The following is a 20,890-nucleotide window of genomic DNA, read 5'->3' as shown; positions in this document are numbered from 1 at the left end:
GTCACGCCCCTGTGAGCTTCGCGAACTTCTCTTCGTAGGCCGCCTCTTCCTTCTCGCCGAGCGCGCGGAAGGCGTGGGACCTGGCCGCCGTGGCCTTGTCGGGAATGATCAGCGGGTTGTCCGCCGCCGCCTCGTCGATCCTGGCGAGGTAGGGCTTCACGCCGTCGACCGGGGTGACGTAGTTGGCGTAGGCGGCGAGCGCGGCGGCCTGTTCGGGCTCGTAGAAGAAGTCGATCAGGCGCTCGGCGTTGGTCTTGTGGCGGGCCTTGGCGGGGATCAGCATGCAGTCGGTGGAGGTCATGTAGCCGGCCTCGGGGATGAGGTAGCCGACGTCGGGGTTGTCCGCCTTGAGCTGGACGACGTCGCCGCCCCAGGCGAGGCAGGCGGCGAGGTCGCCCTTGGTGAGGTCGGAGGTGTAGTCGTTGCCGGTGAAGCGGCGGATCTGGCCCTTGTCGACGGCCTTCTGGAGGCGGGCGACCGCCGCGTCGTAGTCGTCGGCGGTGACCTTGGCCGGGTCCTTGCCCATGTCCAGCAGCGTCATGCCCATGCTGTCGCGCATCTCTGACAGGAGGCCGACCCGCCCCTTGAGCCCGGCGTTGTCGAGCAGGTCGGAGACCGAGCGGACCTCGATGCCGTCCAGGGCCTTCTTGTTGTAGGCGATGACGGTGGACACGCCCTGCCAGGGGTAGGAGTAGGCGTGCCCCGGGTCCCACTCCGGGCTGCGGAACTGCTCGGCGAGGCGGGCGAAGGCGTGCGGCAGGTTGGCCGGGTCCAGCTTCTGCACCCAGCCCAGGCGGATCACCCGGGCGGCCAGCCAGTCGGTGAGCACGATGATGTCCCGGCCGGTGTCCTGGCCCGCGGCGAGCTGCGGTTTGATCTTGCCGAAGAACTCGTTGTTGTCGTTGATGTCCTCGGTGTACGTGACCTGGATGCCGGTCCGCCGGGTGAACGCCTCCAGCGTCGGATGGTGCTTGCCGCTGTCGTCGACGTCGATGTACTCGGGCCAGTTGGAGAAGTTCACGCTCTTCTCCCGCGCCGAGTGGTCCTCGGTCGCGGTGCCGCCCTGGGTCTTGCCTGCCGCGGGGATCCCGCAGGCGCTCAGCGCCCCGAGTGCGCCGGCCGCGAACACACCGCCCGCGCCGGCGCGCAGCAGCGAACGGCGGCCGAGGACGGCCCCGCCGCCCCGCCGGCCGCGCCCCGCGGGCTCCGGCCGGGCCGGTGTCGGGCGGTCGGGCTCGTACTGCTCCATGCGCGTATGCCCTTTCCGGAGGATCCGGCCCGCTGGCGGGCCGGGGTTCGGCTATCGGTCCCCGAACACGGTGCGGTGCCAGTCCTTGCGCGCCACCGCGGTGTTGTCGAACATGACGTGCTTGAGCTGGGTGTACTCCTCGAAGGAGTAGGCGGACATGTCCTTGCCGAAGCCGGAGGACTTGTAGCCGCCGTGCGGCATCTCGCTGATGATCGGGATGTGGTCGTTGACCCACACGCAGCCCGCCTTGATCTCGCGGGTGGCGCGGTTGGCGCGGTAGACGTCCCGGCTCCAGGCGGAGGCCGCCAGGCCGTACGGGGTGTCGTTGGCCAGCGCGATGCCCTCGTCGTCGGTGTCGAAGGGCAGTACGGCCAGGACCGGGCCGAAGATCTCCGACTGGACGATCTCGCTGTCCTGCGGGGCGTCCGCGATCAGCGTGGGCCGGTAGTAGGCGCCGCCCTTCAGCTCGCCCTGCGGTGCCTCGCCGCCGGTGACCACGCGCGCGTAGGCACGCGCCCGGTCGACGAAACCGGCGACCCGGTCGCGCTGGGCGTGCGAGATCAGCGGGCCCAGGTCGGTCCCGGCGGCGAACGGGTCGCCGAGCCGCACGGTCTCCATGAGGGCGGCCGTGCGCGCCACGAACTCCTCGTAGTGGGCGCGCTGCACGTACGCGCGCGTGGCGGCCGTGCAGTCCTGGCCGGTGTTGATGAGCGCACCGGCGACGGCGCCGTTGACCGCGGCGTCCAGGTCGGCGTCGTCGAAGACGACGAAGGGGGCCTTGCCGCCCAGTTCCAGGTGGAGGCGCTTGACGGTGGCGGTGGCGATCTCGGCGACCCGCCTGCCGACGCCCGTGGAGCCGGTGAAGGAGGTCATGACCACGTCGGGGTGGCCGACCAGGTGCTCACCGGCCTCCTTGCCGGTGCCGGTGACGATGTTGATGACACCGTCCGGGATGCCCGCGTCGGTGGCGGCCCGCGCGAACATCAGCGAGGTCAGCGGGGTCAGCTCGGCGGGCTTCAGGACGATGGTGTTGCCCGCGGCGACTGCCGGGAGGATCTTCCAGGCGGCCATCTGGAGGGGGTAGTTCCAGGGCGCGATGGAGCCGACGACACCGATGGGCTCGCGGCGCACGTAGGAGGTGTGGTCGCCGGAGTACTCGCCCGCCGACCGGCCCTCCAGGTGCCGGGCGGCGCCCGCGAAGAACGCGGTGTTGTCGATGGTGCCCGGCACGTCGAACTCGCGGGTCAGCTTCAGCGGCTTGCCGCACTGGAGGGACTCGGCGCGGGCGAAGTCCTCGGCGCGCTCGGCGAGCACGGCCGCGAGGCGGTGCAGCGCGTCCGCGCGCTCGCCGGGTGCGGCGCCCGCCCAGCCGGGGAAGGCGTCGCGGGCCGCGGCGACCGCGGCGTCGACGTCCTCGGTCCCGGCCAGTGCGTAGGTGAGGACCGCGCCGCCGGTGGCCGGATCCAGCACGGTGTGGGTGCGGCCGGACGTGCCGTGCGCCGGCCGTCCGGCGATGTACTGGGCGCCGTCGGCGAAACGGTCCTGAGCAGGGAATCTGTCCTGCGTGGCGGTGTCCGGGTGGTGCATGTCGCTCTCCTCCGCCGGCGCCGCTGTTCAGCGGCGGACGGCGTAGCTCCGGCTCGATTTGAGTGCCGATCCTGACAGAGCACCGGGTCGCCAACAAGTGATTCCGTAGTTGCCTTTTGGTTACGCGACGGAATCTGTCGACCAGGTGTCGAGTCGGCACGGAAAAGGCGGGACGGAGTGTCAGTGGTGCGTGCCACACTCGCGTGCATGGTGGAGATCGGTTCGCGGGAAGCCCTGGTCAGCGCGGTCCGGGCGGGGGCGGGAATCAAGTACCTGCACTTCTGGGGACACGGTCCGCGCCCGGACGGCCGTGTCGGTGCGAGCTGCCTCAGCCAGTGGTGGCCGTCGCCGTTCACCGTGGACGGCGTGGCCTACGCGAGCGCCGAGCACTGGATGATGGCGGGCAAGGCGCGGCTCTTCGGTGACGCGGAGGGCGAGCGGCGGGTGCTGGCCGCCGGGCATCCCTCGCAGGCGAAGAAGGCCGGGCGGCTGGTGCGCGGCTTCGACGACGCGATATGGGCGCGGGAGCGCTTCGGGATCGTGGTGGAGGGCAGCGTCCACAAGTTCGCCGCCCATCCCGCGCTGCGGGACTTCCTGCTCGCGACGGGCGACCGGGTGCTGGTGGAGGCGTCCCCGGTGGACCGGGTGTGGGGCATCGGTCTCACCGCGGGCGACGAGGCGGCGTCCGACCCGGAGCGCTGGCGCGGGCCGAACCTGCTGGGCTTCGCCCTGATGGAGGCGCGGGAGAGGCTGCGGGCGGGGGCCGGCGCCTAGACCAGGGGGCCTGGACCGGGGCGGAGGCCGGCGTCTGGAGCGGGGCGGGCGCGCAGCGGGGCGCCCGGTGCGGCGCGGACCCGGTGCGGCGCGGATGTCTGCGCAACGGCGCGGGTGCCGGACGGGGACGCGGATGCCGGGCCGGGGCGCGCGGGGCCGGGGCGGGGCCGGCCGGTCGTGGCGGCCGGCCCGCGCCGCGCGGCGGATGCCGTCAGAAGGTGCTGGCGCTGCCCATGATGCTGGCGAAGATCAGCAGGCCCAGCAGCGGCAGGACCACCGTGGCGATGATGCCGCAGACCAGGCCGCCCGTGGCGGCGCCCTTGTTGGTGGCCTCCCCGCGGTTGGCCTTGCCCCGCCCGATGGCGCCGAAGATGATCCCGAGGATGCCCAGGATGATCCCGAAGAACCACAGGAAGAACGTCAGGCTGCACACCACGCCGATGATGCCCAGGACCAGACCCGTGGTGCCCATGCCGTTGCTCGGCTGCATGGGCATGCCGTAACCGGGGGCCTGCGGATAGGCCTGCGGGTAGCCCACCGGCGGCGCGGCCGGGTAGCCCGGGGCCGACTGCGGGTAGCCGTAGTTCGGGTTCGACTGCGGGTAGCCGTAGCCCGGCGCGGGCTGCTGCGGGGGCTGGGGCGGCACCACCGGCTGCTGCGGGGGCTGCGGGGGCTGCTGCGGCGGCCCGAAACCATCTGGTGCGGGCTGGGTGTTGGACATGGCTGGATTCCCCTCCGTTGACAGTCAAGGCATCGTAATGCCCTTGATCCACGCGGTGGGCGGGGTCGGCGAAGACCGTCCCGCGCCGGTGCCGGACCCGTCCGGGCGTTCCGACGCGGCCCGGGACCGGGCCGCGTCGTGGCCGGGGATCAGCGGTCAGCGGTCGGCGAGGACCGTGGCGGCCGGCCGGAGGGCGCCGTCGTAGTAGTACGGGTCCGAGTCGTCGGAGTCGTGGACGGCGACCGAGATGCCGATGATCAGCAGGACGATCACCGCGACGCCGAGGACGATGCCGATGACGCCGGTGACGAACCCGGCCTGGGCCTGGCCGCGGTTGTCCGCCTCGCCCCGGTCGGCCCGGCGGCGGCCCTTGACACCGAAGACCACGGCGAGGATGCCGAGCACCAGCGAGACCACGCCGTAGAGGCAGAACAGGCAGCAGGACAGGATGCCCAGCACCAGGGCCGCGACCCCCATGCCGTTCTGCGGGGCCGGGTGCACACCGGGCCAGCCGTAGCCCGGGTAGCCGGGGTAGGCGGGCTGGGCCGGGTAGCCGGGGTAGCCGCCGGGACCGGCGGCGGGCGCGGGACCGGTGGGCGCGACGGGCGGCGGCGGCACGGGGAAGTCACCGGCGGGCGCGGGCGGCATGTCCGCCGGGCCGCCGTGGCCGGGCGGCGGGAAGGCGGGCGGAACGGCGTCCGCCGGAGCGGGCGGCGTGGGTGGCGGGAAGGCGGGCGGCGGTATCGCCGCCACGGTGGCCTGGTCGTGCACGGGCGGCGCGGGCGCCGGGGGCTGCTCGGCCGCGGGCGGGCGCTTCTCCAGGGAAGGGCCGCTCTCGGGCGGCGCCCACGGGTTGTCGCCGGATCCGGCGTCGCCGCCCGCCCGTCTCGCGTCCGTCATGCTGTCGAGTCCCCCTCGGTCGATCGTCCCGCCATGCTACGGCCTGCCACCGACAGCCGGTCCGGCGGATCATGGCCGCCCCCGCGCGGCACGCACCACACGGCTCCGCAGGTCGGCCCCGCGCCGCGCCCCGGACCCCACACCCCACGCCGCACGCCCCGAGCCCGGCGCCCGGCCCCCGGCACGGCCCGCACGGACCACGGCGCGGACCGCCTCCCCCACCGCCTGCCCCACCGCCCCCTCCGCCGGAACCGCGGAACCGCCCCCCCCGCCCGGGACCGCGGGGCACGCCGTCCGCGCGTCCGCCTACGATGGCCGTGCTCATCGATCAGCCGATCATCCGCACCGCGCCCCCGCGCCCCCGCGCCGGAGGCCGCCGGTGCCGTTCCCGGGGAGGGACACCTTGACCGACCAGCGCGCACCCCGCGATCCGCACGCGTTCATCGCCGGACTGCCCAAGGCCGAACTGCATGTGCACCACGTCGGCTCCGCCTCCCCGCGGATCGTCTCGGAACTGGCCGCCCGCCACCCCGACTCCGAGGTGCCCACCGACCCCGAGGCGCTGGCCGACTACTTCACGTTCACGGACTTCGCCCACTTCATCCAGGTCTATCTGTCGGTCGTCGACCTGATCCGCACCCCGGAGGACGTCCGGCTGCTCACCTACGAGGTGGCCCGGGACATGGCCCGCCAGCAGGTGCGGTACGCGGAGCTGACCATCACGCCGTACTCGTCCACCCGCCGGGGCATCGACGAGCGCGCCTTCATGGACGCGATCGAGGACGCCCGCAAGGCGGCCGAGGCCGACTTCGGGACCGTGCTGCGCTGGTGCTTCGACATTCCCGGCGAGGCCGGCCTGGTCTCCGCCGACGAGACGCTGCGCCTGGCCACCGACGACCGGCTGCGGCCCGAGGGGCTGGTGTCGTTCGGTCTCGGCGGGCCGGAGATCGGGGTGCCGCGGCCGCAGTTCAAGCCGTACTTCGACCGGGCCCTCGCCGCCGGGCTGCACTCCGTGCCGCACGCCGGGGAGACCACCGGGCCCGGGACGGTGTGGGACGCGCTGACCGAGCTGCGGGCCGAGCGGATCGGCCACGGCACCAGCGCGGCCCAGGACCCGAAGCTGCTCGCGCATCTGGCCGAGCACCGGATCCCGCTGGAGGTGTGCCCGACCTCCAACATCGCCACCCGGGCGGTGCGCACCCTGGACGAGCACCCGATCAAGGAGTTCGTGCGGGCCGGTGTCCTGGTCACGGTCAACTCCGACGACCCGCCGATGTTCGGCACCGACCTCAACTCCGAGTACGCGGTGGCGGCCCGGCTCCTCGGCCTGGACGAGCGCGGCATCGCGGAGCTGGCCAAGAACGCGGTGCGCGCCTCCTTCCTGGACGAGGCGGGCAAGGCGCGGATCGCCGAGGAGATCGACGCCTACACCGCGCGGTGGCTCGCGCCCTGACCGGGGACAATGGGCCCATGCAGACCGTGACCGCCGTGGCGCACCGCGGCGACCCCTACCGCTTCCGTGAGAACACCCTCGACTCGCTCCGCTCCGCGCTCGCCCGGGGCGCGGACGCGGTCGAGATCGACGTACGGCTGACCCGGGACGGCGTACCCGTGCTGCTGCACGACGAGACGCTCGGACGGCTGTGGGGGCACGACCGCCCGCTGCGGTCGCTGACCGCGGACGAGGTGCGCGACCTGACCGGCGGCGGAGTGCCGCCGCTCGCCGACGCGCTCGCGGCGACGGAGGGCGGCCGGGTGATGATCGACCTGCCGGGCGGCCCGAGCGCGCGGGCGGTGGCGCGGATCGTCGGCGCGGTCCGCGACTGCGGGGCCGAGGACCGGGTGTACTACTGCGCGGGCGCCGAGGCGATGCTCGCGGTGCGCGCGGCCGACCCGTCCGCCGAGATCGCCCTGACCTGGACGTCGCTCGCCCCGCCGCGGGCCGGGGTGCTGGAGGCGGTGCGGCCCAGGTGGCTGAACTACCGCTTCGGTCTGGTGGACCGCGAGCTGGTGGAGCGGGTGCACCGGGACGGCCGCCTGGTGTCCGTGTGGACCCCCGACACCCGCCGCAGCCAGCGCAGACTGCTCGGTGTCGGCGTCGACTCGATCACGACCAACCGCGTCGACCTGCTGTGCGGGCCGCGCGGCCGGTGAGGGGCGCGGCCCGGCCGCGGCGGGTCAGGACGGCTTGACCAGGCGTACGTCCGCCACGCCCAGCAGCCCCAGCAGCGGTACGTGGCCGGTGTGCTGGGCGGGGTCGACGACCAGGCCGGCGCCGCGCACGAGGTCCAGGAGCAGTTCGGCGAGGGGCATGACCATGTGCCGGCCCCAGCAGCGTTCGGAGGAGTGGCCGAAGGGCAGGTAGCCCGGCGTGGTGTCCGGGTCGAGGGTGTCCCAGCGCTCCGGGCGGAAGGCGTCGGGCTCGTCCCACAGGGCGGGGTCGCGGTGCGAGAGCAGCGGCAGCAGCAGGACGTCGTCGCCCGCGCCGATCCGGTCGTCCAGGGCGGGGTACTCCGGTGAGGCGTTGCGCAGGATGTTCCACGAGGGCGGCAGCAGGCGCAGGGACTCGTGGATGATGTTGCGGTTGGACATGCCCTCGGCGAAGGGGAAGCCGAGCCAGAGGGCGTTGGCCACCAGGGTGGAGATGGTGAAGCAGACCGGGGCGGCGGCCCTGCGGTACATGCCCATCGCGTACCGGCGTTCCTGGTAGCCGGCGGCGCCCGCGGCCCGCTCCCCCAGCGCCGTGAGCCGGCCGGTGCCGGGGCGGGGCCAGCCGGGGAGCGCGGCGCCGAGCGCGATGACGGACCAGGTGAGCTTGGTGGTCAGTTCGAGGTTGCGGCTCATCAGCACGCGCAGCCGGTACGGGTCCTGGCCGAGGATCAGGTCGCGCAGGAAGAGGTGACCGGTCAGGGGCCAGGAGCCGGACAGGTCGACGTGCTCGGGCAGCGGCCGCTTCAGGGCCTCGCGCACGTCGCTGCCGATGGTGCGGGTCACCGAGGACGCCTCGGTGCGGGAGATCGACCGGCCGTGCAGCGGCTTGAACGTGGGGCGTTCGGTCTCCGTGGCGCGCCGGGCCGCGAGGATCCGGTCCGCGACCTCGGGTCCGGCGACGCCGACCGTGTCGGGTTCGAGCCGGAAGACGTCCTGGCCCAGGTGGTCGTCGAGGAGGGCGGCCAGCCGGGGGGCGAAGACGGTGGTGCGGGTGCGCGGCACGGACGACAGGGGCATGGGGGTTCTCCGGCGGGAGGGGCGCGGCGGCGGTGCGGACGGAGCAGAAGTGAAGGGGCAGACGAAGGGACCGGGAGGGGCGGGGGCGGGGGTCGCCCCCGCCGGACGGTGGGGCAGCGCGGTCCGGGCGCGCGGGCACAGGCCGCGCGCGGGACAACGATGTCCCGGTGCCGTCCGGCGGGGACGGGCGGGGCCGGTCAGTACCAGATGTACCAGGCGCTCGCCTTGAGGCTCTTGCGGGCCGAGACCTTGTTGCGGACGGCGAAGAGCAGCTTCATGGCTGACTCCTTCCTGTTGGGGGCTGGCACGTGATGCTCCGTGGCCGGGATCCGGAGAGCCCGTGAAGATCACGTGCGATGGCTTGGAGAGCATTGCCCAGGATCAGTTACGGATAATCACTCCTGTGGCCACAGGTTCTTCCGCCGCCCTGTCGAGGGGCCGTCAAACAGCCGGAAGTACCGCCGGGTTCGCGCTCAGCGACTCCAGGCGCCGGATGCGCCGGCGCACGTCGTACAGCGGGAGGATCCCGAACACGCCGAAGGACATGTCGATCACCGACCACCACAGCGGGATGCCGCGCAGCGGCCCGCAGACCAGTGCCAGCGGGACGATGCCCACGCACGCGATCATCCCGAACTCCACCACCCAGACGTTGCGCACCGGATCGCGGTAGGGGCCGTAGAAGGCGACCGCGATGACCAGGTGCGCGAAGGCCAGCCAGTCCGTGCCGTACAGCAGGAACGGGTAGTCGGCGTCGGCGGCGTCGAGACCGCGCCGCACCCGCTCGATCCAGTCCATGAGGGCGGGCAGGTGCTCGGGCACGGACAGCGCGCGCAACAGGCTCTCCAGCCCGTGCAGTTCGTGGACGAGCGGGAAGGCCGTGGCCCCGCTGAGGACCAGGCAGACGACGAAGAGAACCAGCCGGACGCGGATGCCCTTGAGCAGGGCGGCTCTGTCGCTCATGGCAGGAGCGTACGCCGCTGTTGAACGTGTTCAAAAGGAGGGTCGCGCAGAGCCCGGACCCAGGCCGTGGGACGTACCTCCCCGGGCCGCGGCGCGGGACCGCGGCCCGAGGTCACTCCCCCGCCATCGCCTCCCGCAGTTCGCCGCGCCGCCTGATGCCCAGCTTCTTGTAGGTGCTGGTCAGATGGGTCTCCACCGTGCGCCGGGCCAGATGCAGCAGGGCCGCGATCTCCGTGTTCGTCCGCCCGTCGGCGGCCAGTTGGGCGATGCGGCGCTCGCTGCCGGTCAGCGAACCGGAGCCGGTGCGGGCCCCGGCGGTGCGCCGGGCGCCGCCCGCGCGCAGCGCCTGCTCGGTGAGCGTCCACAGCCGGGGCGCGCCCAGGCGTTCGGCGCGCTCGGCGGCCTCGCGCAGACAGGCGCGGGCGCGGACGAGTTCCCCGGCGGCGGTCAGCTGCCGCCCCTGGGCGAGGAGCGCGGAGACCAGTTCCGGCGCGGCCCCGGGCGGCGCCTGCCGCAGCAGATGTACGGCCTCCTCGGCCAGCTCCAGGCCCCGGCGTCCGCCGGTGACCGCGCCCAGCACGCGCAGCGACCGGCCGACCGTGCGCGGGGTGCCCCAGACGCGGGCCAGCCGCAGCTCCTCCTCGGCCAGTTCGAGCGCCTCCAGCGGACTGCCGAGGGCCAGCCTGCACTCGGCGGCGGCCGAGCGCCACGGGGTGACGACGGGACTGATCACCTCGCGGGCCGACTGGCGGCGGCCGCACTCCAGGAAGTCGTGCAGCGCCCCGGCGCTGTCCCCGGCGGCGGCGCGCTGCACGCCCCGGGCGTACAGGAACCGGTTCAGCTCCCAGGAGCCGGGCACGGTCCGCAGGTCGAAGCCGTCCGCCAGGCGGCGTGCCTCGGCCGTACGGCCCTGCTCGACCAGGGCGAGCAGGGTGTGCGCGTGGATGTTGCCGGGCCCGGTGACGTGCACGCCGGGCGGCTCGGCCGGGAGCCGCCCGTGGGTGCCGCGCGCCGCCGCGATGTCGGCGCGGGTGTTGAGCAGCGCCTCGTGCATGGGGTGCAGCAGTCCGGGCCGCTGCCCGGCCAGGCCGCGGTCCACCAGCCGGTCCGCCTCGTCGAGTTCGTCGGCCCACTGGGCGACCGCGGCGGTCGTGCCCAGCAGGAACGGCTCGGTCAGCGGATCGGCGGGCTCGGCGAGCAGTTCGCGCACCCGCCGCATGGCGTCGGCGGCCGAGGTGCGCCCGGCGGTGGCCGCGTGCCGCACGAACAGCGCCCGTACGACGGTGCCGACCGGCTCGGACGAGCGCTCGGCGGTGTCCCGCAGCAGCCGGTACACCTCGCGGCGGACCGTCTGGTCCCGGTCGGACAGCAGCGCGGAGGCGCTGTGCAGGGCGGCCACCAGCTCCGGCCGGTCCGGGAGTTGGCCGACCGCCGTGCAGAGCACCTCCACGGCGGCCCGGGGACGGCCGCTCCCGGCGAGCGCGGTGCCCAGGGCCACGGCGGCGCGCACCCGGTCCTGCGGGCCGCCCGGCAGACCGAACGCCTCGGTGAGCCGGGGGATCCCGGCGGCGGGCTCGTGCGCGGCGCACTCCAGGGAGCCCAGCTCGGTCAGCAGCCGCTGCCGCCGCGCGCCGGGCAGGGGCTCGTCCAGGGCCCGGCGCAGGAACGCCATGGCGTCCTGCGGCCGGCCCTCGCGCAGCGCCAGCGACGCCGCGTCCTGGAGCACGCCCGCCGTCCAGGAGGCGCCGACCGGCCCGGACAGGAGCAGATGCCGGGCCACCGTCTCGGCGGACGCGCCGCGGTGCAGCATGGCCTGGGCCGCCGCCAGGTGGGTGGCCCGCCGCCGGGACTCGGGCACGCCGGTGAGCACCGCGTCCCGCAGCAGGGGATGCGCGTAGCGGGGCCGCCCGCCGGGGCCGGTGCGCAGCAGGCCGAGGCCGGTCATGGCGGTGAGCCAGCCCGTCACCCGGACCGGGTCGGCGCCCGCCAGCTCGGCGAGCAGCGCGGCCGGGCCGTCGGCGGCCCGCGGTCCGGGCACGGCGGCGGGCCGGACGCCGGACGTCGCGGCCCCCGGGCCCGGCCGGTCCGCGCCGCCTGCCGCTCCCGCGCCGCCCGCCGCCCCCGGGCGGCTCCGGCCGTCGTCGAGGACGGCGAGGGTCCGCGCCACCTCGGCGGTGCCGGGCCCGGCGCTGTCCAGCCACCACGAGACGGCCGCCTGGTAGGCGCCCGGGTAGAGCGCCGCCGCCGTCTCGGGCACCCACGGGTGCCGCGCCGGGTCGCCGAGGTCGTCCAGGAGGGCGCGCAGCAGCAGCGGGCTGCCCGCGCCCGCCCGTACGCAGCTGTCCACCCAGGTCCGGGTGGCCGCCGGGAACCGGGCACGCACCAGCGCACCCGCCGCCCCGGGCGTGAGCGGGGCGAGGGTGTGGGTGCGGGTCAGCGCGGGCGAGAGGGTGTGGGTGAAGCCCGGCCCGGGGGTGTCGACGTCGTACTGGCTGCGTTCGGTGACGGCCAGCAGGACCGGCAGGGCTAACCGGTCCAGGTGCCGGGCGGTCTCCACCAGCCAGCGGTGGGAGTGGCCGTCCGCGAGGTGGACGTCGTCCACGGCGATCAGCACCGGCGACCGGGCGGCGTACGCGTGCAGGGCGCGGCGCAGCAGTTCGGCCGGCTCACGCTCGTCCCCGGACGCGCCGGGGCCGCCGGGCGTCCCCGGTCCGCCGGGACTGCCGAGTCCCGGTACGGGGCCGAGGAGTTGGAGCGCGGTGGCGTACGGGACGGTGCTGTCGCCGGGGGCGCAGCGGGCGCGCAGCACCCGCATGCCGTGCGCGGCGGCGTCCCGGGCGGCGGCCTCCAGGACCGTGGTGCGGCCGGTGCCGGTGGCGCCGCGCAGCAGCACCAGGCCGCCCGCGCCGGACCGGGCCCGCTCGGCGCCGTCGGCCAGCAGCGCGGCGGCCTCCCGGTGCTCCGGCGGCAGTTCGCACCCCGGCCGGACGGGCTGATCGGCGAAGAGGCGCCCCGAGGGGCGTACGGACGGGCCGTCGGCGGGCCGGTCGGCCGGGTGCCCGGAGGGCGCCGCGCACGGGTGTTCCCCGCCCCGGTCCCCCGTCCGGGCGGCAGGGCGGCCGGGCGGCTGCTCGGACCCGCGGCCGGAGGAGAACCGGTCGGGCACCCGCGCGGAGAGCAGGGCGAACAGGTGCTCCGTCGACTGCGCCGCCGCCCGGTCGGCGGCCCGTCCCGGCACATGACCGGGGGCCGGATCGGACGCGGGCCCGGGAGCACGGCCGGACGCCCGGCCCGAGACGGGGCCTGCGGCGGGGCCCGAGACGGGACCCGAGGCGGGGCCCGCGGCGGGGCCCGACAGGTCGTCAGCCGCCCGGTACCGCGCGCCGTCGCCGGACGTCTGCTCGGGTACGCGGTCGAAGGCGTCGAAGGGACGGCCGGACGGCTGCGCCGGGGACCGGCCGGGCAGCTCCGTCGGGCGGTGGCCGGGCAGCTCCGTGAGGGGATGGCCGGGCAGCTCCGTGAGGGGATGGCCGGGCAACTCGGCCGGGGGACGGCCGGGCAGGTTCTCCAGGGTCTTTTCGGGCAGGTGCGCGGGGGGCTGTTCGGGCAGCCGGGCGGACGGGAGGTCAGCCACCCTCGCGGCCGTCCGGTCGGCCGGAGTCCCGCCGCCACCGGTCGCGGGGTCCGCCGGAAGACCGGCGGGGCGGTCGCGCTCCACGAGGCGATCGGTCGGGCGTGCGCGCAGCCGGCCGCACGGACGGTCCCGCCCCGGTCCCGGCACCCCTGCCATCCCTGTCATTCCTGCCTCCTCGCTCGGACATGACGACCTCCGCACACGAGGACGGTCCCCAGGGGCCCTCGGTGACGTGACAAGTCCCACCAAGGCCGACCGGCGGGCCGACGGAACCGGACGGACGGTCACCCTCGTGGTGTACACAAGGCTGTTCTCGTGGTCCGGCTCGTGGTGCTCCACGATTGCGCGGGGCACTCCCCCGGCAGGAGTGTGAACAGCACACGCCCGCCACCGCCCCCACAGAGGTGACGGGCCCGTGCACATAGGGGAAACCGTTGCTCAGCTCATCGCGGACCACGCGCCCCGGCTCGGCCGGTACCGCAGACCGCATCCCGGTCGCCGTGCACGCCACCGACCCGATCCTGCGCGAGGGGGTGCTGAGCCAGCTGCGCCGGTTCCCCGAGGTCGAGTTGCGGGACGAGGCCGGTTCGGGTCCCGGCACGGTGGCCCTGCTCGTGGACGACATGCTCGACGAGGCCGCGCTGACCCGGCTGCGCCGGGTGGTGCGCAGCGAGGGCGCGCGGGCGGTGCTCGTCGTCAGCACGCTGCGCGAGGCCGAACTGCTCGATGTGATCGAGTGCGGAGTGGGCGCCATCGTGTGGCGCCACGAGGCCGGAGCGCACCGACTGGTGCAGGCCGTGCTGGCGGCGGCCCGCGGCGAGGGCGACCTGCCCGCCGATCTGCTCGGCCGGCTCATCGACCAGGTGGGCACCTTGCACCGCAACGCGGCCGGCCGGCCGGGCGCGCCCGGCTCCGGGCTCACACCGCGCGAGGTCGACGTACTGCGCCTGGTCGCCGAGGGGCTCGACACCGGGGAGATCGCCGGCAAGTTGTCCTACTCCGAACGGACCGTCAAGAACGTCATCCACGGGCTGACCACCCGGTTGCATCTGCGCAATCGCGCGCATGCCGTGGCCCATGCCCTGCGGGAAGGCTACATCTGACCGAACAGGCATCCGGGACCGGCCCCCGGGGCAGTCCGCTCTGCCCCGGCCCCGGCCCCGGCACGCCTGCGCCGCGCCCCGCGATGCACGGCAGGATCGGACCCCGGCCGCCGCCGGACCGGGCCGGACCCGGACGGGCCGGAGAACAGGCCCCGGGCGGGACCCGGTGGCGAGGACGCGCGACCGAGCACGAGCGAGCACGGCAGGGCAGGAGCACGACGGTGATCCACGAGGTGGACGAGGTCCTCAAATCCCTGCTCGGAGGCGGCGCGCTGGCCGGTTCCGGCATCGACGTGGTGCTCGACGCGCCCACCCGGGACTGGGCCGCCCGGCGCAACGCGCCCACCATCAACGCGTATCTGTACGACATCCGGGAGGACGTGAACCGCCGTCAGCGCGGCCACGTCCCCGTGTACGACGACCGGGACGTGGTCGTCAAACGGCGTCAGCCGCCGCGCTGGTTCCGGCTGTCGTACCTGGTGACGGCGTGGACCCGGCAGCCGCAGGACGAACACCGGCTGCTGTCGGCGGCGCTGGCCACGCTGATCCCGCGCGAGATGCTCACGCCCGACGAACTCCCCGGCGCGCTGGGCGCCCTCGGCATGTCGGTCCCCGTGTCGGTGGCCGGCACCCAGACCGAGTCCCGCTCGCTGGCCGAGATCTGGTCCGCGCTCGGCGGTGAACTCAAGCCGTCCCTGGACGTGGTGATCACCGCGCCGTTCCCCGCGTACCCCGAGTACGACGCCGGGCCGCCGGTCACCGAGGGCGCCGCCGTCCGCGTCCGCACCCTGGACGACACCCCGACCGGGCCCGAGGAACGCGCCCACCGGCCGCGGCAGGTCGCCGCCGTCCGTGACGCGCGCCGGGCCGCCCGGCGCGCCCGCGGGACGGGCGGCGCGGTATGACCGTGACGGACCCGGCGAACGCGCTCACGGCCGTGGCCCCCGCCGACGCGCTCCTCACCCGGCTGGCAGCGCTGCGCGACCGGGTCGCCCTGCTGGTGGGCCGGCGCTCCGCCGACGACCCCACGGCCGACGACCCGCTGCGCGGCCTGTACCTGTCGCAGGACGCGGTACGGCACCTGCTGCACCCGGCCCCACCGGCGCCGGAGCCCGTGGACGCCCACGGCGACGCCTCCGCCTCGGCGGTCACGGACGGCGTCCCGGACAGCCCCAACAGGCCGAACAGCCCCGGTGTTCTCGGCGGCTGGGACGGCCCCGGGGACCGGGGCGACCGGCTGGCCCGGCTGGCCGCGCGGCTCGGGCTGGGTGAACTGGACACCGCCCTGCTCCTCGTCGCCCTCGCCCCCGACCTGGACCGCTCCTTCGAACCGCTCTACGGCTACCTCAACGACGACGTGAGCCGCCGCCGCGCCACCGTCGCCCTCGCCCTCGACCTGTGCGGTGTCCCCGTCCACTCGGCGTCCGCGCGGGCCCGGCTGCACTCCGGGGCCCCGCTGTCCGCGCTCGGACTGCTCACCGTGGAGGAGCCGGAACGCCCCTTCCTCAGCCGGTCGTTGCGCGTCCCGGACCGGCTGGTGGCCCATCTCCTGGGCGACGACACCCCGGACGCCGCGCTCGCCGGCCATCTGCGCGCGCTGCCCCCGGCGGCACCGGACGCCACCGACGAGGACGACCGGGACGACAAGGCCGAAGAGGGCGGCGAGGGCGGCGAGGGCACGGAGTTCACCGGCTTCGCCCGGCGGCTGGCCGCCCGCCTGAGCGCCGGTGCGCCGCCCACCGTGTATCTCCGCGAGGGCCGCGAGGGCGAGGCGCTCACCTGCGTCGCCACCGCCCTGCGTACGGCGGGCCTGGCCGCCCTGCACTTCGCCGGGCCCGAGGACCTGGTGCCCGCCCTGCTGCGCGAGGCCCGGCTGAGCGGCTCCGCCGTCGTGATCTCCGCGCTGCCCGAGCACCCCGCCCACCTGGTACGGGAGCTGACCTCGGCCGCCGACGTCCCCGTACTGATCACCGGCGCCCAGCCGTACGACCCGCACTGGTCGGAGCACGGCGCCGCCGACCCGCTCGTCCTGGACGTGCCCGGACACCGGGCCGGGGCGGTGCGCGCCTGGGCGGCGGCGCTGGGCGAGGAGCCCGGCTTCGACCTGGCCGCGACCGTGGCGCCGTACCACCTGGCGGACGACCGGATCGCCCGTGCGGCCCGCGCGGCGAAGGCCCTCGCCGTCTTCGACGGTACGCCGCTGACCGCCGCCCATCTGCGGGTCGCCGCGCGCCGCCAGTCGGCGTCCGGTCTGGAGCGGCACGCGCGCCGGATCCGGCCCGCCGTCGACTGGACCGACCTGGTGCTGCCCGAGCGCCCGCTGACCCAGCTGCACGAACTGGCCCTGCGCGCCCGGCACCGCGACCGGGTCCTCGGAGACTGGCGGCTCAGCGCGGGCGGAGGGCGCGGGCGGGGCGTGCTCGGTCTGTTCGCGGGCGAGTCCGGCACCGGCAAGACGCTCTCGGCGGAGGTCGTCGCCGCCGAACTGGGCCTGGACCTCTATGTCGTCCAGCTGTCCTCGGTGGTCGACAAGTACGTCGGCGAGACGGAGAAGAACCTGGAGCGGATCTTCGCCGAGGCCGACCGCACCGACGCGGTACTGCTCTTCGACGAGGCCGACGCGGTGTTCGGCAAGCGGTCCGAGGTGAAGGACTCGCACGACCGGTACGCCAACATGGAGAGCGCCTATCTGCTCCAGCGCCTCGAATCCTTCGACGGCATCGCCCTGCTCACCACGAACCTGCGCGCCAACATCGACGAGGCGTTCACGCGCCGCCTGGACCTGGTCGTCGACTTCCCGTTCCCCGACCCGCGCCAGCGTCTGGCCCTGTGGCGGCACAGCCTGTCCCACGTGCCGTGCGTCGAGGGCGTGGAACTCGACCGGGTGGCGGGCGACTTCGAGCTGGCGGGCGGTTCGATCCGCAGCGCGGTGGTGACCGCCGCCTATCTCGCCGCCGGCCGGGACGGCCTGGTCACCTCGGCCGACGTACTGGAGGGCGCCCGCCGCGAGTACCGCAAGGCGGGCCGGCTGCTGCCGGACGAGGGCTCCTGGTAGCTACGCACGGGGAAGGGGGGTGGACCCGCGGGTCCACCCCCCTTCCCCGTATCTGGCTGCCTCTTCGTCACTCGCCGTCCGGCTTCTGCGGCTTGATCAGCCACAGGTGGTCGTCGGTCAGGGAGCAGCGGAAGATCGAGAGCGGGGTGTCGTCGCCGCCGTCACCGCTGCCGAACACGTCGAGGCACATGTTGTCGCTGGCGAAGTTGCGGATCCAGTAGGCCCCGTTGTCCTGCTTGTCCAGCCAGAACAGCTGGTTGTCGGACGTGGTGCCGTCGCAGGTGTACTCCATCATCGGGGACCGCTCCTCGGCGGCCCCGTATCCGGTCAGGTCCATGCAGAACCTGTCCTTGACGTTGCGGATCTGGTAGAGGGGCACGCCGCCGGGACCGCCCTTGGGGTACCGCACCTCGAAGTCCCACAGCTGGTTGTCGTTCGAGGTCCCGTCGCAGCTGTACTCACGCACCGGGCCGGCCGACTCGCCCTTGTCGTAGCCCGGGATGTCCGCGCACTTCTTCGTCGTGGTGTTGTACAGCAGGACGTTCTTGAGAACCGGTCCCTTCGGCTTCTTCTTCTGCGGCGCGCCGCCGCCACCGCCGCTGTCGCCGCTCTTGGCGCCACCGGTCTCCTGGGGCTGGGTCGGCTGCTGCGGCACCGTGGGCTGCGGGGGCGGCGGCGCGGGCGACAGGGCCGGGGCCGCCGACGGGCTGGGCGCCAGGGTGGTGCCCGCCTCGGCGACCTTCTCCGTGGCCCCGCTGCGCACCGCCGGCTTGTAGGCGATCCAGAGCATCACGAAGGTGACGCTCAGCGCGAGCAGCACCCCGAAGAAGGTGGCGAGCCAGCGGGGCAGGAAGCCGCGCTGGAGATAGGTGCCCTCCACGGGCACCGGTGTCGCCCCGGACCGCTGCACGGCCAGGGTGTAGGGCCGCCGCTCCTTGGGACCGAACCAGATGATCTTCCGCGGCTTGAGGGTGGCCTTGACGAACGCGGCCCGGCCCGGCTCGATCTGCACGTTGCTCGGGTGCAGGTCGTAGGAGAGCTGGTCGCCGGTGTCGCTGCCGCTGACGGAGGCGGTGACCTTGGTGTTGCCGAGGTTGTCGACGGCGAGGCGGGGGCGGCCGCGGAAGCGGCCCTTGACGGTGGCCGGGACCAGTTCGGCCCGCACCTCCGTGAAGGGCGTGATGGTCAGGTTGCCCTCGGGGACGGTGACGGCCTCGGGGTGCTCGGTGGGCGTGATGCGCACCGCGTACGGGTTGGGTCCCGCGGTGGCGTCGGGGGTGCGGGGCGGCGAGAAGGTCAGCTCCACCGTGCCGGTCGTGCCCGGGTAGAGCCGGAGCGTCTGCGGCTCCACGACCGTCCAGGGCGAGAGGTCGCCGACGGGCTCGAAGCGGTACTCGTCGACGACGTCACCGGTGTTGCGCAACCGCAGCCGCACGCGTGTGCTGCCACCCGGGTCGACGGTCGCGGAGGCGGGTTCCAGAGAGGTCCAAAGGCTCATCTGTCAGGTCACTGCTCCGGGATCTCGGTGGCGTGGTACTCGACGAGGGCGCCGTCGGCGGACGACACGGCTGCCGCCGGTCTGCGGGAAGGCTCGGTGGGTTCCGGGTCCGGGGTCCGGATCCGGGCCGGAGTCCGGGTCCGTGTCCGTGTCCGGGAGAGGCTGTCCCGGCGGTCCGCCGCGCCGTCGCGTCCCGCCGTACGTCTCGCGTCCGTACGGCGACCGCCGTACTCGCACGTCTCGCACGTCACGCACGCGCACCGCGCGCTCCCCTCCGCCGTCGGCGGACACCAGCGTCGCCCGCGCGCGCGGGAGGCCGGAAGGGACATGGGGGCAGTCGCGCGGGCAGCGGGCCGGGCCGTGCGGGCACGCGGGGAAGCCGGGCTGCCCGTCGGGGCAACCGGGGTGCCCGCGAAGAGGTACCCCAGGACGTTTCGGCCGTCGCGCCTCGCGCGTGAGGCTGGATCCCGTTCCTGTCTCGTACCCCGAGGAGAGCAGAGCATGCCGTCCTACCTGTCGCCCGGCGTCTACGTCGAGGAGGTGGCCAGCGGTTCCCGTCCGATCGAAGGGGTGGGCACCTCGGTGGCGGCCTTCGTGGGCCTCGCGCCGGCCGGGCCGCTGAACGAGCCGACCCTGGTGACCAACTGGAGTCAGTACGTCGCGTCCTTCGGCGAGTTCACCGACGGGTACTACCTCGCCCACTCGGTCTACGGGTTCTTCCAGAACGGCGGCACCGCCGCCTATGTCGTGCGGGTCGGCGGTTCCGCCGAGGACGCCTCCGGCGGTGCCGTGAGCCGCAACGGCGCGGTGCCCGCCGCGGTGAGCGGTTCCGCCGCTCCGGCCGCGCTGACCGCCGGTGAGCCGCGCCAGCTCGGCACGTTCACCGTGACCGCCATCGCCTCCGGCGGCAAGGGCGGACTGAGCGTCGAGGTCGCCGACCCCGAGGGCGAGGGCCCCGCCGAGCGCTTCCGGCTCGTCGTCAAGGACGGCGACAAGGCCGTGGAGACCTTCGACGTGACCGCCAAGAAGGGCGGCCGCAACTACGTGGTCACCCAGGTGAAGGAGCGCTCCAAGCTCATCACCGTGGCCGAGGCCGCGCCGGCCGCGCAGCTGGTCCGCCCGGAGAACCAGACGGTGGCCCTCCCGGCTCCGCCGGCCGCTCCGGCCCCGGTCGTGCCCGAGGCCCAGGAGGCCGTCGCGCCCCACCCGGGCCCGGCCCAGTACCTCGGCGACTCGGCCGACCGCACCGGCTTCGGCGGCCTGGAGGCCGTCGACGAGATCTCCATGGTCGCGGTGCCCGACCTGATGGCCGCCTACCAGCGCGGCGCGATCGACCTGGAGGCCGTCAAGGCGGTCCAGCTCGGTCTGATCGCGCACTGCGAGCTGATGGGCGACCGCGTCGCCGTCATCGACCCGCCGCCCGGCCTGAACGCCCGTCAGATCCGGGTGTGGCGCCAGGAGACGGCCGGTTACGACTCCAAGTACGCGGCCCTGTACTACCCGTGGATCAAGACGTTCGACCCGGCCAGCGGCCAGACCCGGCTGATCCCGCCGAGCGGCCACGTCTCCGGTGTCTGGGCGCGCAACGACTCCGAGCGCGGCGTGCACAAGGCGCCCGCCAACGAGGTCGTGCGCGGTGCGGTGGACCTGGAGACCCAGATCACCCGCGGTGAGCAGGACCTGCTCAACCCGATCGGCGTCAACTGCATCCGCGCGTTCCCCGGCCGGGGCATCCGCGTCTGGGGCGCCCGCACCCTCTCCTCCGACCCGGCGTGGCGCTACCTCAACATCCGCAGGTACTTCAACTACCTGGAGGAGTCCATCCTCATCGGCACCCAGTGGGTGGTGTTCGAACCGAACGACCACGCGCTGTGGGCCCGGATCCGGCGGAACATCTCGGCGTTCCTGGTCAACGAGTGGCGCAACGGTGCCCTGTTCGGCCAGCGCCCCGAGGAGGCCTACTACGTCAAGTGTGACGAGGAGACCAACCCTCCGGAGTCGGTGGACGTCGGCCGTGTCATCTGCGAGATCGGCATCGCGCCGGTCAAGCCCGCCGAGTTCGTGATCTTCCGGCTGGCGCAGTTCTCCAGCGGCAGCGGGGAGCTGGAGGAGTAGGACGCGGCACCGCCCGCGCCCCGCCGCCAGCCCGTCTTCCACACCCTTCCAAGGACAGCGAAC

15 protein-coding genes and 1 pseudogene are annotated in these 20,890 nt (G+C 74.6%); 7 read left to right on the top strand and 9 right to left on the bottom strand.

Features of this window, described 5'->3' with window-relative positions; genetic code table 11:
* Position 1: 1 nt before the first annotated feature.
* Together A8713_RS23190 and A8713_RS23185 are read right to left on the bottom strand one after the other, a co-directional pair.
* Entirely contained in the window at positions 2 to 1,249 is a 1,248-nt protein-coding gene (locus tag A8713_RS23190; RefSeq protein ID WP_064535519.1) for a polyamine ABC transporter substrate-binding protein, read from the bottom strand.
* Positions 1,250 to 1,300: 51 nt separating this feature from the next.
* Entirely contained in the window at positions 1,301 to 2,836 is a 1,536-nt protein-coding gene (locus A8713_RS23185; protein WP_064535518.1) for a gamma-aminobutyraldehyde dehydrogenase, read from the bottom strand.
* Between the two features lie 207 nt (positions 2,837 to 3,043).
* On the opposite strand from A8713_RS23185, the gene A8713_RS23180 reads away from it, so the two are divergent.
* Complete coding sequence (locus A8713_RS23180; RefSeq protein ID WP_064535517.1) at positions 3,044 to 3,610, top strand: NADAR family protein; 567 nt, start codon at positions 3,044 to 3,046, stop codon at positions 3,608 to 3,610.
* Between the two features lie 211 nt (positions 3,611 to 3,821).
* On the opposite strand, the gene A8713_RS23175 is transcribed toward A8713_RS23180, so the two are convergent.
* Together A8713_RS23175 and A8713_RS23170 are read right to left on the bottom strand one after the other, a co-directional pair.
* A complete protein-coding gene (locus A8713_RS23175) occupies positions 3,822 to 4,331 on the bottom strand; it encodes a DUF4190 domain-containing protein (RefSeq protein WP_064535516.1) in 510 nt (169 codons plus the stop codon).
* A gap of 156 nt (positions 4,332 to 4,487) precedes the next feature.
* Positions 4,488 to 5,231, bottom strand: a complete 744-nt coding sequence (locus A8713_RS23170) for a DUF4190 domain-containing protein (protein WP_064535515.1) — start codon at positions 5,229 to 5,231, stop codon at positions 4,488 to 4,490.
* Positions 5,232 to 5,542: 311 nt separating this feature from the next.
* Between A8713_RS23170 and A8713_RS23165 the strand changes: the two are divergent.
* Together A8713_RS23165 and A8713_RS23160 are read left to right on the top strand one after the other, a co-directional pair.
* Positions 5,543 to 6,684: pseudogene (locus tag A8713_RS23165) on the top strand (adenosine deaminase).
* A 17-nt stretch (positions 6,685 to 6,701) separates the two neighbouring features.
* Entirely contained in the window at positions 6,702 to 7,385 is a 684-nt protein-coding gene (locus A8713_RS23160; RefSeq protein ID WP_064535513.1) for a glycerophosphodiester phosphodiesterase, read from the top strand.
* 24 nt (positions 7,386 to 7,409) lie between these two features.
* Here the strand turns inward: A8713_RS23160 and A8713_RS23155 are convergent, their stop codons facing one another.
* The 4 genes from A8713_RS23155 to A8713_RS23145 all read right to left on the bottom strand — a co-directional run bounded on the left by A8713_RS23155 (position 7,410) and on the right by A8713_RS23145 (position 13,212).
* Positions 7,410 to 8,459 (bottom strand): cytochrome P450, encoded by a 1,050-nt coding sequence (locus A8713_RS23155; protein WP_064535512.1) that lies wholly within the window; start codon positions 8,457 to 8,459, stop codon positions 7,410 to 7,412.
* Between the two features lie 197 nt (positions 8,460 to 8,656).
* Entirely contained in the window at positions 8,657 to 8,767 is a 111-nt protein-coding gene (locus A8713_RS33955; protein ID WP_216826779.1) for a tryptorubin family RiPP precursor, read from the bottom strand.
* Between the two features lie 133 nt (positions 8,768 to 8,900).
* Positions 8,901 to 9,422 carry a hypothetical protein gene (locus A8713_RS23150; protein WP_064535511.1) on the bottom strand — a complete coding sequence of 174 codons (522 nt, stop codon included), beginning with the start codon at positions 9,420 to 9,422 and terminating at the stop codon, positions 8,901 to 8,903.
* Between the two features lie 112 nt (positions 9,423 to 9,534).
* Positions 9,535 to 13,212, bottom strand: coding sequence for an AAA family ATPase (locus A8713_RS23145; protein WP_443069770.1), 3,678 nt, complete (start codon positions 13,210 to 13,212; stop codon positions 9,535 to 9,537).
* Positions 13,213 to 13,490: 278 nt separating this feature from the next.
* On the opposite strand from A8713_RS23145, the gene A8713_RS23140 reads away from it, so the two are divergent.
* The 3 genes from A8713_RS23140 to A8713_RS23130 all read left to right on the top strand — a co-directional run bounded on the left by A8713_RS23140 (position 13,491) and on the right by A8713_RS23130 (position 17,214).
* Positions 13,491 to 14,159 carry a response regulator transcription factor gene (locus A8713_RS23140; protein ID WP_018568014.1) on the top strand — a complete coding sequence of 223 codons (669 nt, stop codon included), beginning with the start codon at positions 13,491 to 13,493 and terminating at the stop codon, positions 14,157 to 14,159.
* A 221-nt stretch (positions 14,160 to 14,380) separates the two neighbouring features.
* On the top strand, positions 14,381 to 15,064 hold the full coding sequence (locus A8713_RS23135) for a DUF4255 domain-containing protein (protein ID WP_064535510.1): 684 nt from the start codon (positions 14,381 to 14,383) through the stop codon (positions 15,062 to 15,064).
* Positions 15,061 to 17,214, top strand: coding sequence for an ATP-binding protein (locus A8713_RS23130; protein WP_064535509.1), 2,154 nt, complete (start codon positions 15,061 to 15,063; stop codon positions 17,212 to 17,214). Before A8713_RS23135 ends, A8713_RS23130 begins: the two co-directional genes overlap by 4 nt.
* A 67-nt stretch (positions 17,215 to 17,281) precedes the next feature.
* Here A8713_RS23130 and A8713_RS23125 read toward each other — a convergent pair whose 3' ends face one another.
* Positions 17,282 to 18,712, bottom strand: a complete 1,431-nt coding sequence (locus tag A8713_RS23125) for an RICIN domain-containing protein (RefSeq protein WP_064535508.1) — start codon at positions 18,710 to 18,712, stop codon at positions 17,282 to 17,284.
* 501 nt (positions 18,713 to 19,213) lie between these two features.
* On the opposite strand from A8713_RS23125, the gene A8713_RS23115 reads away from it, so the two are divergent.
* Complete coding sequence (locus A8713_RS23115) at positions 19,214 to 20,827, top strand: phage tail sheath family protein (RefSeq protein WP_064535506.1); 1,614 nt, start codon at positions 19,214 to 19,216, stop codon at positions 20,825 to 20,827.
* Positions 20,828 to 20,890 lie beyond the last annotated feature (63 nt).

This window comes from Streptomyces sp. SAT1 (assembly GCF_001654495.1).
GTDB classification, from domain to species: domain Bacteria; phylum Actinomycetota; class Actinomycetes; order Streptomycetales; family Streptomycetaceae; genus Streptomyces; species Streptomyces andamanensis.
Note: the sequence above shows the minus strand (reverse complement) of the source record. Positions and strands in the feature narration are given on the sequence as shown.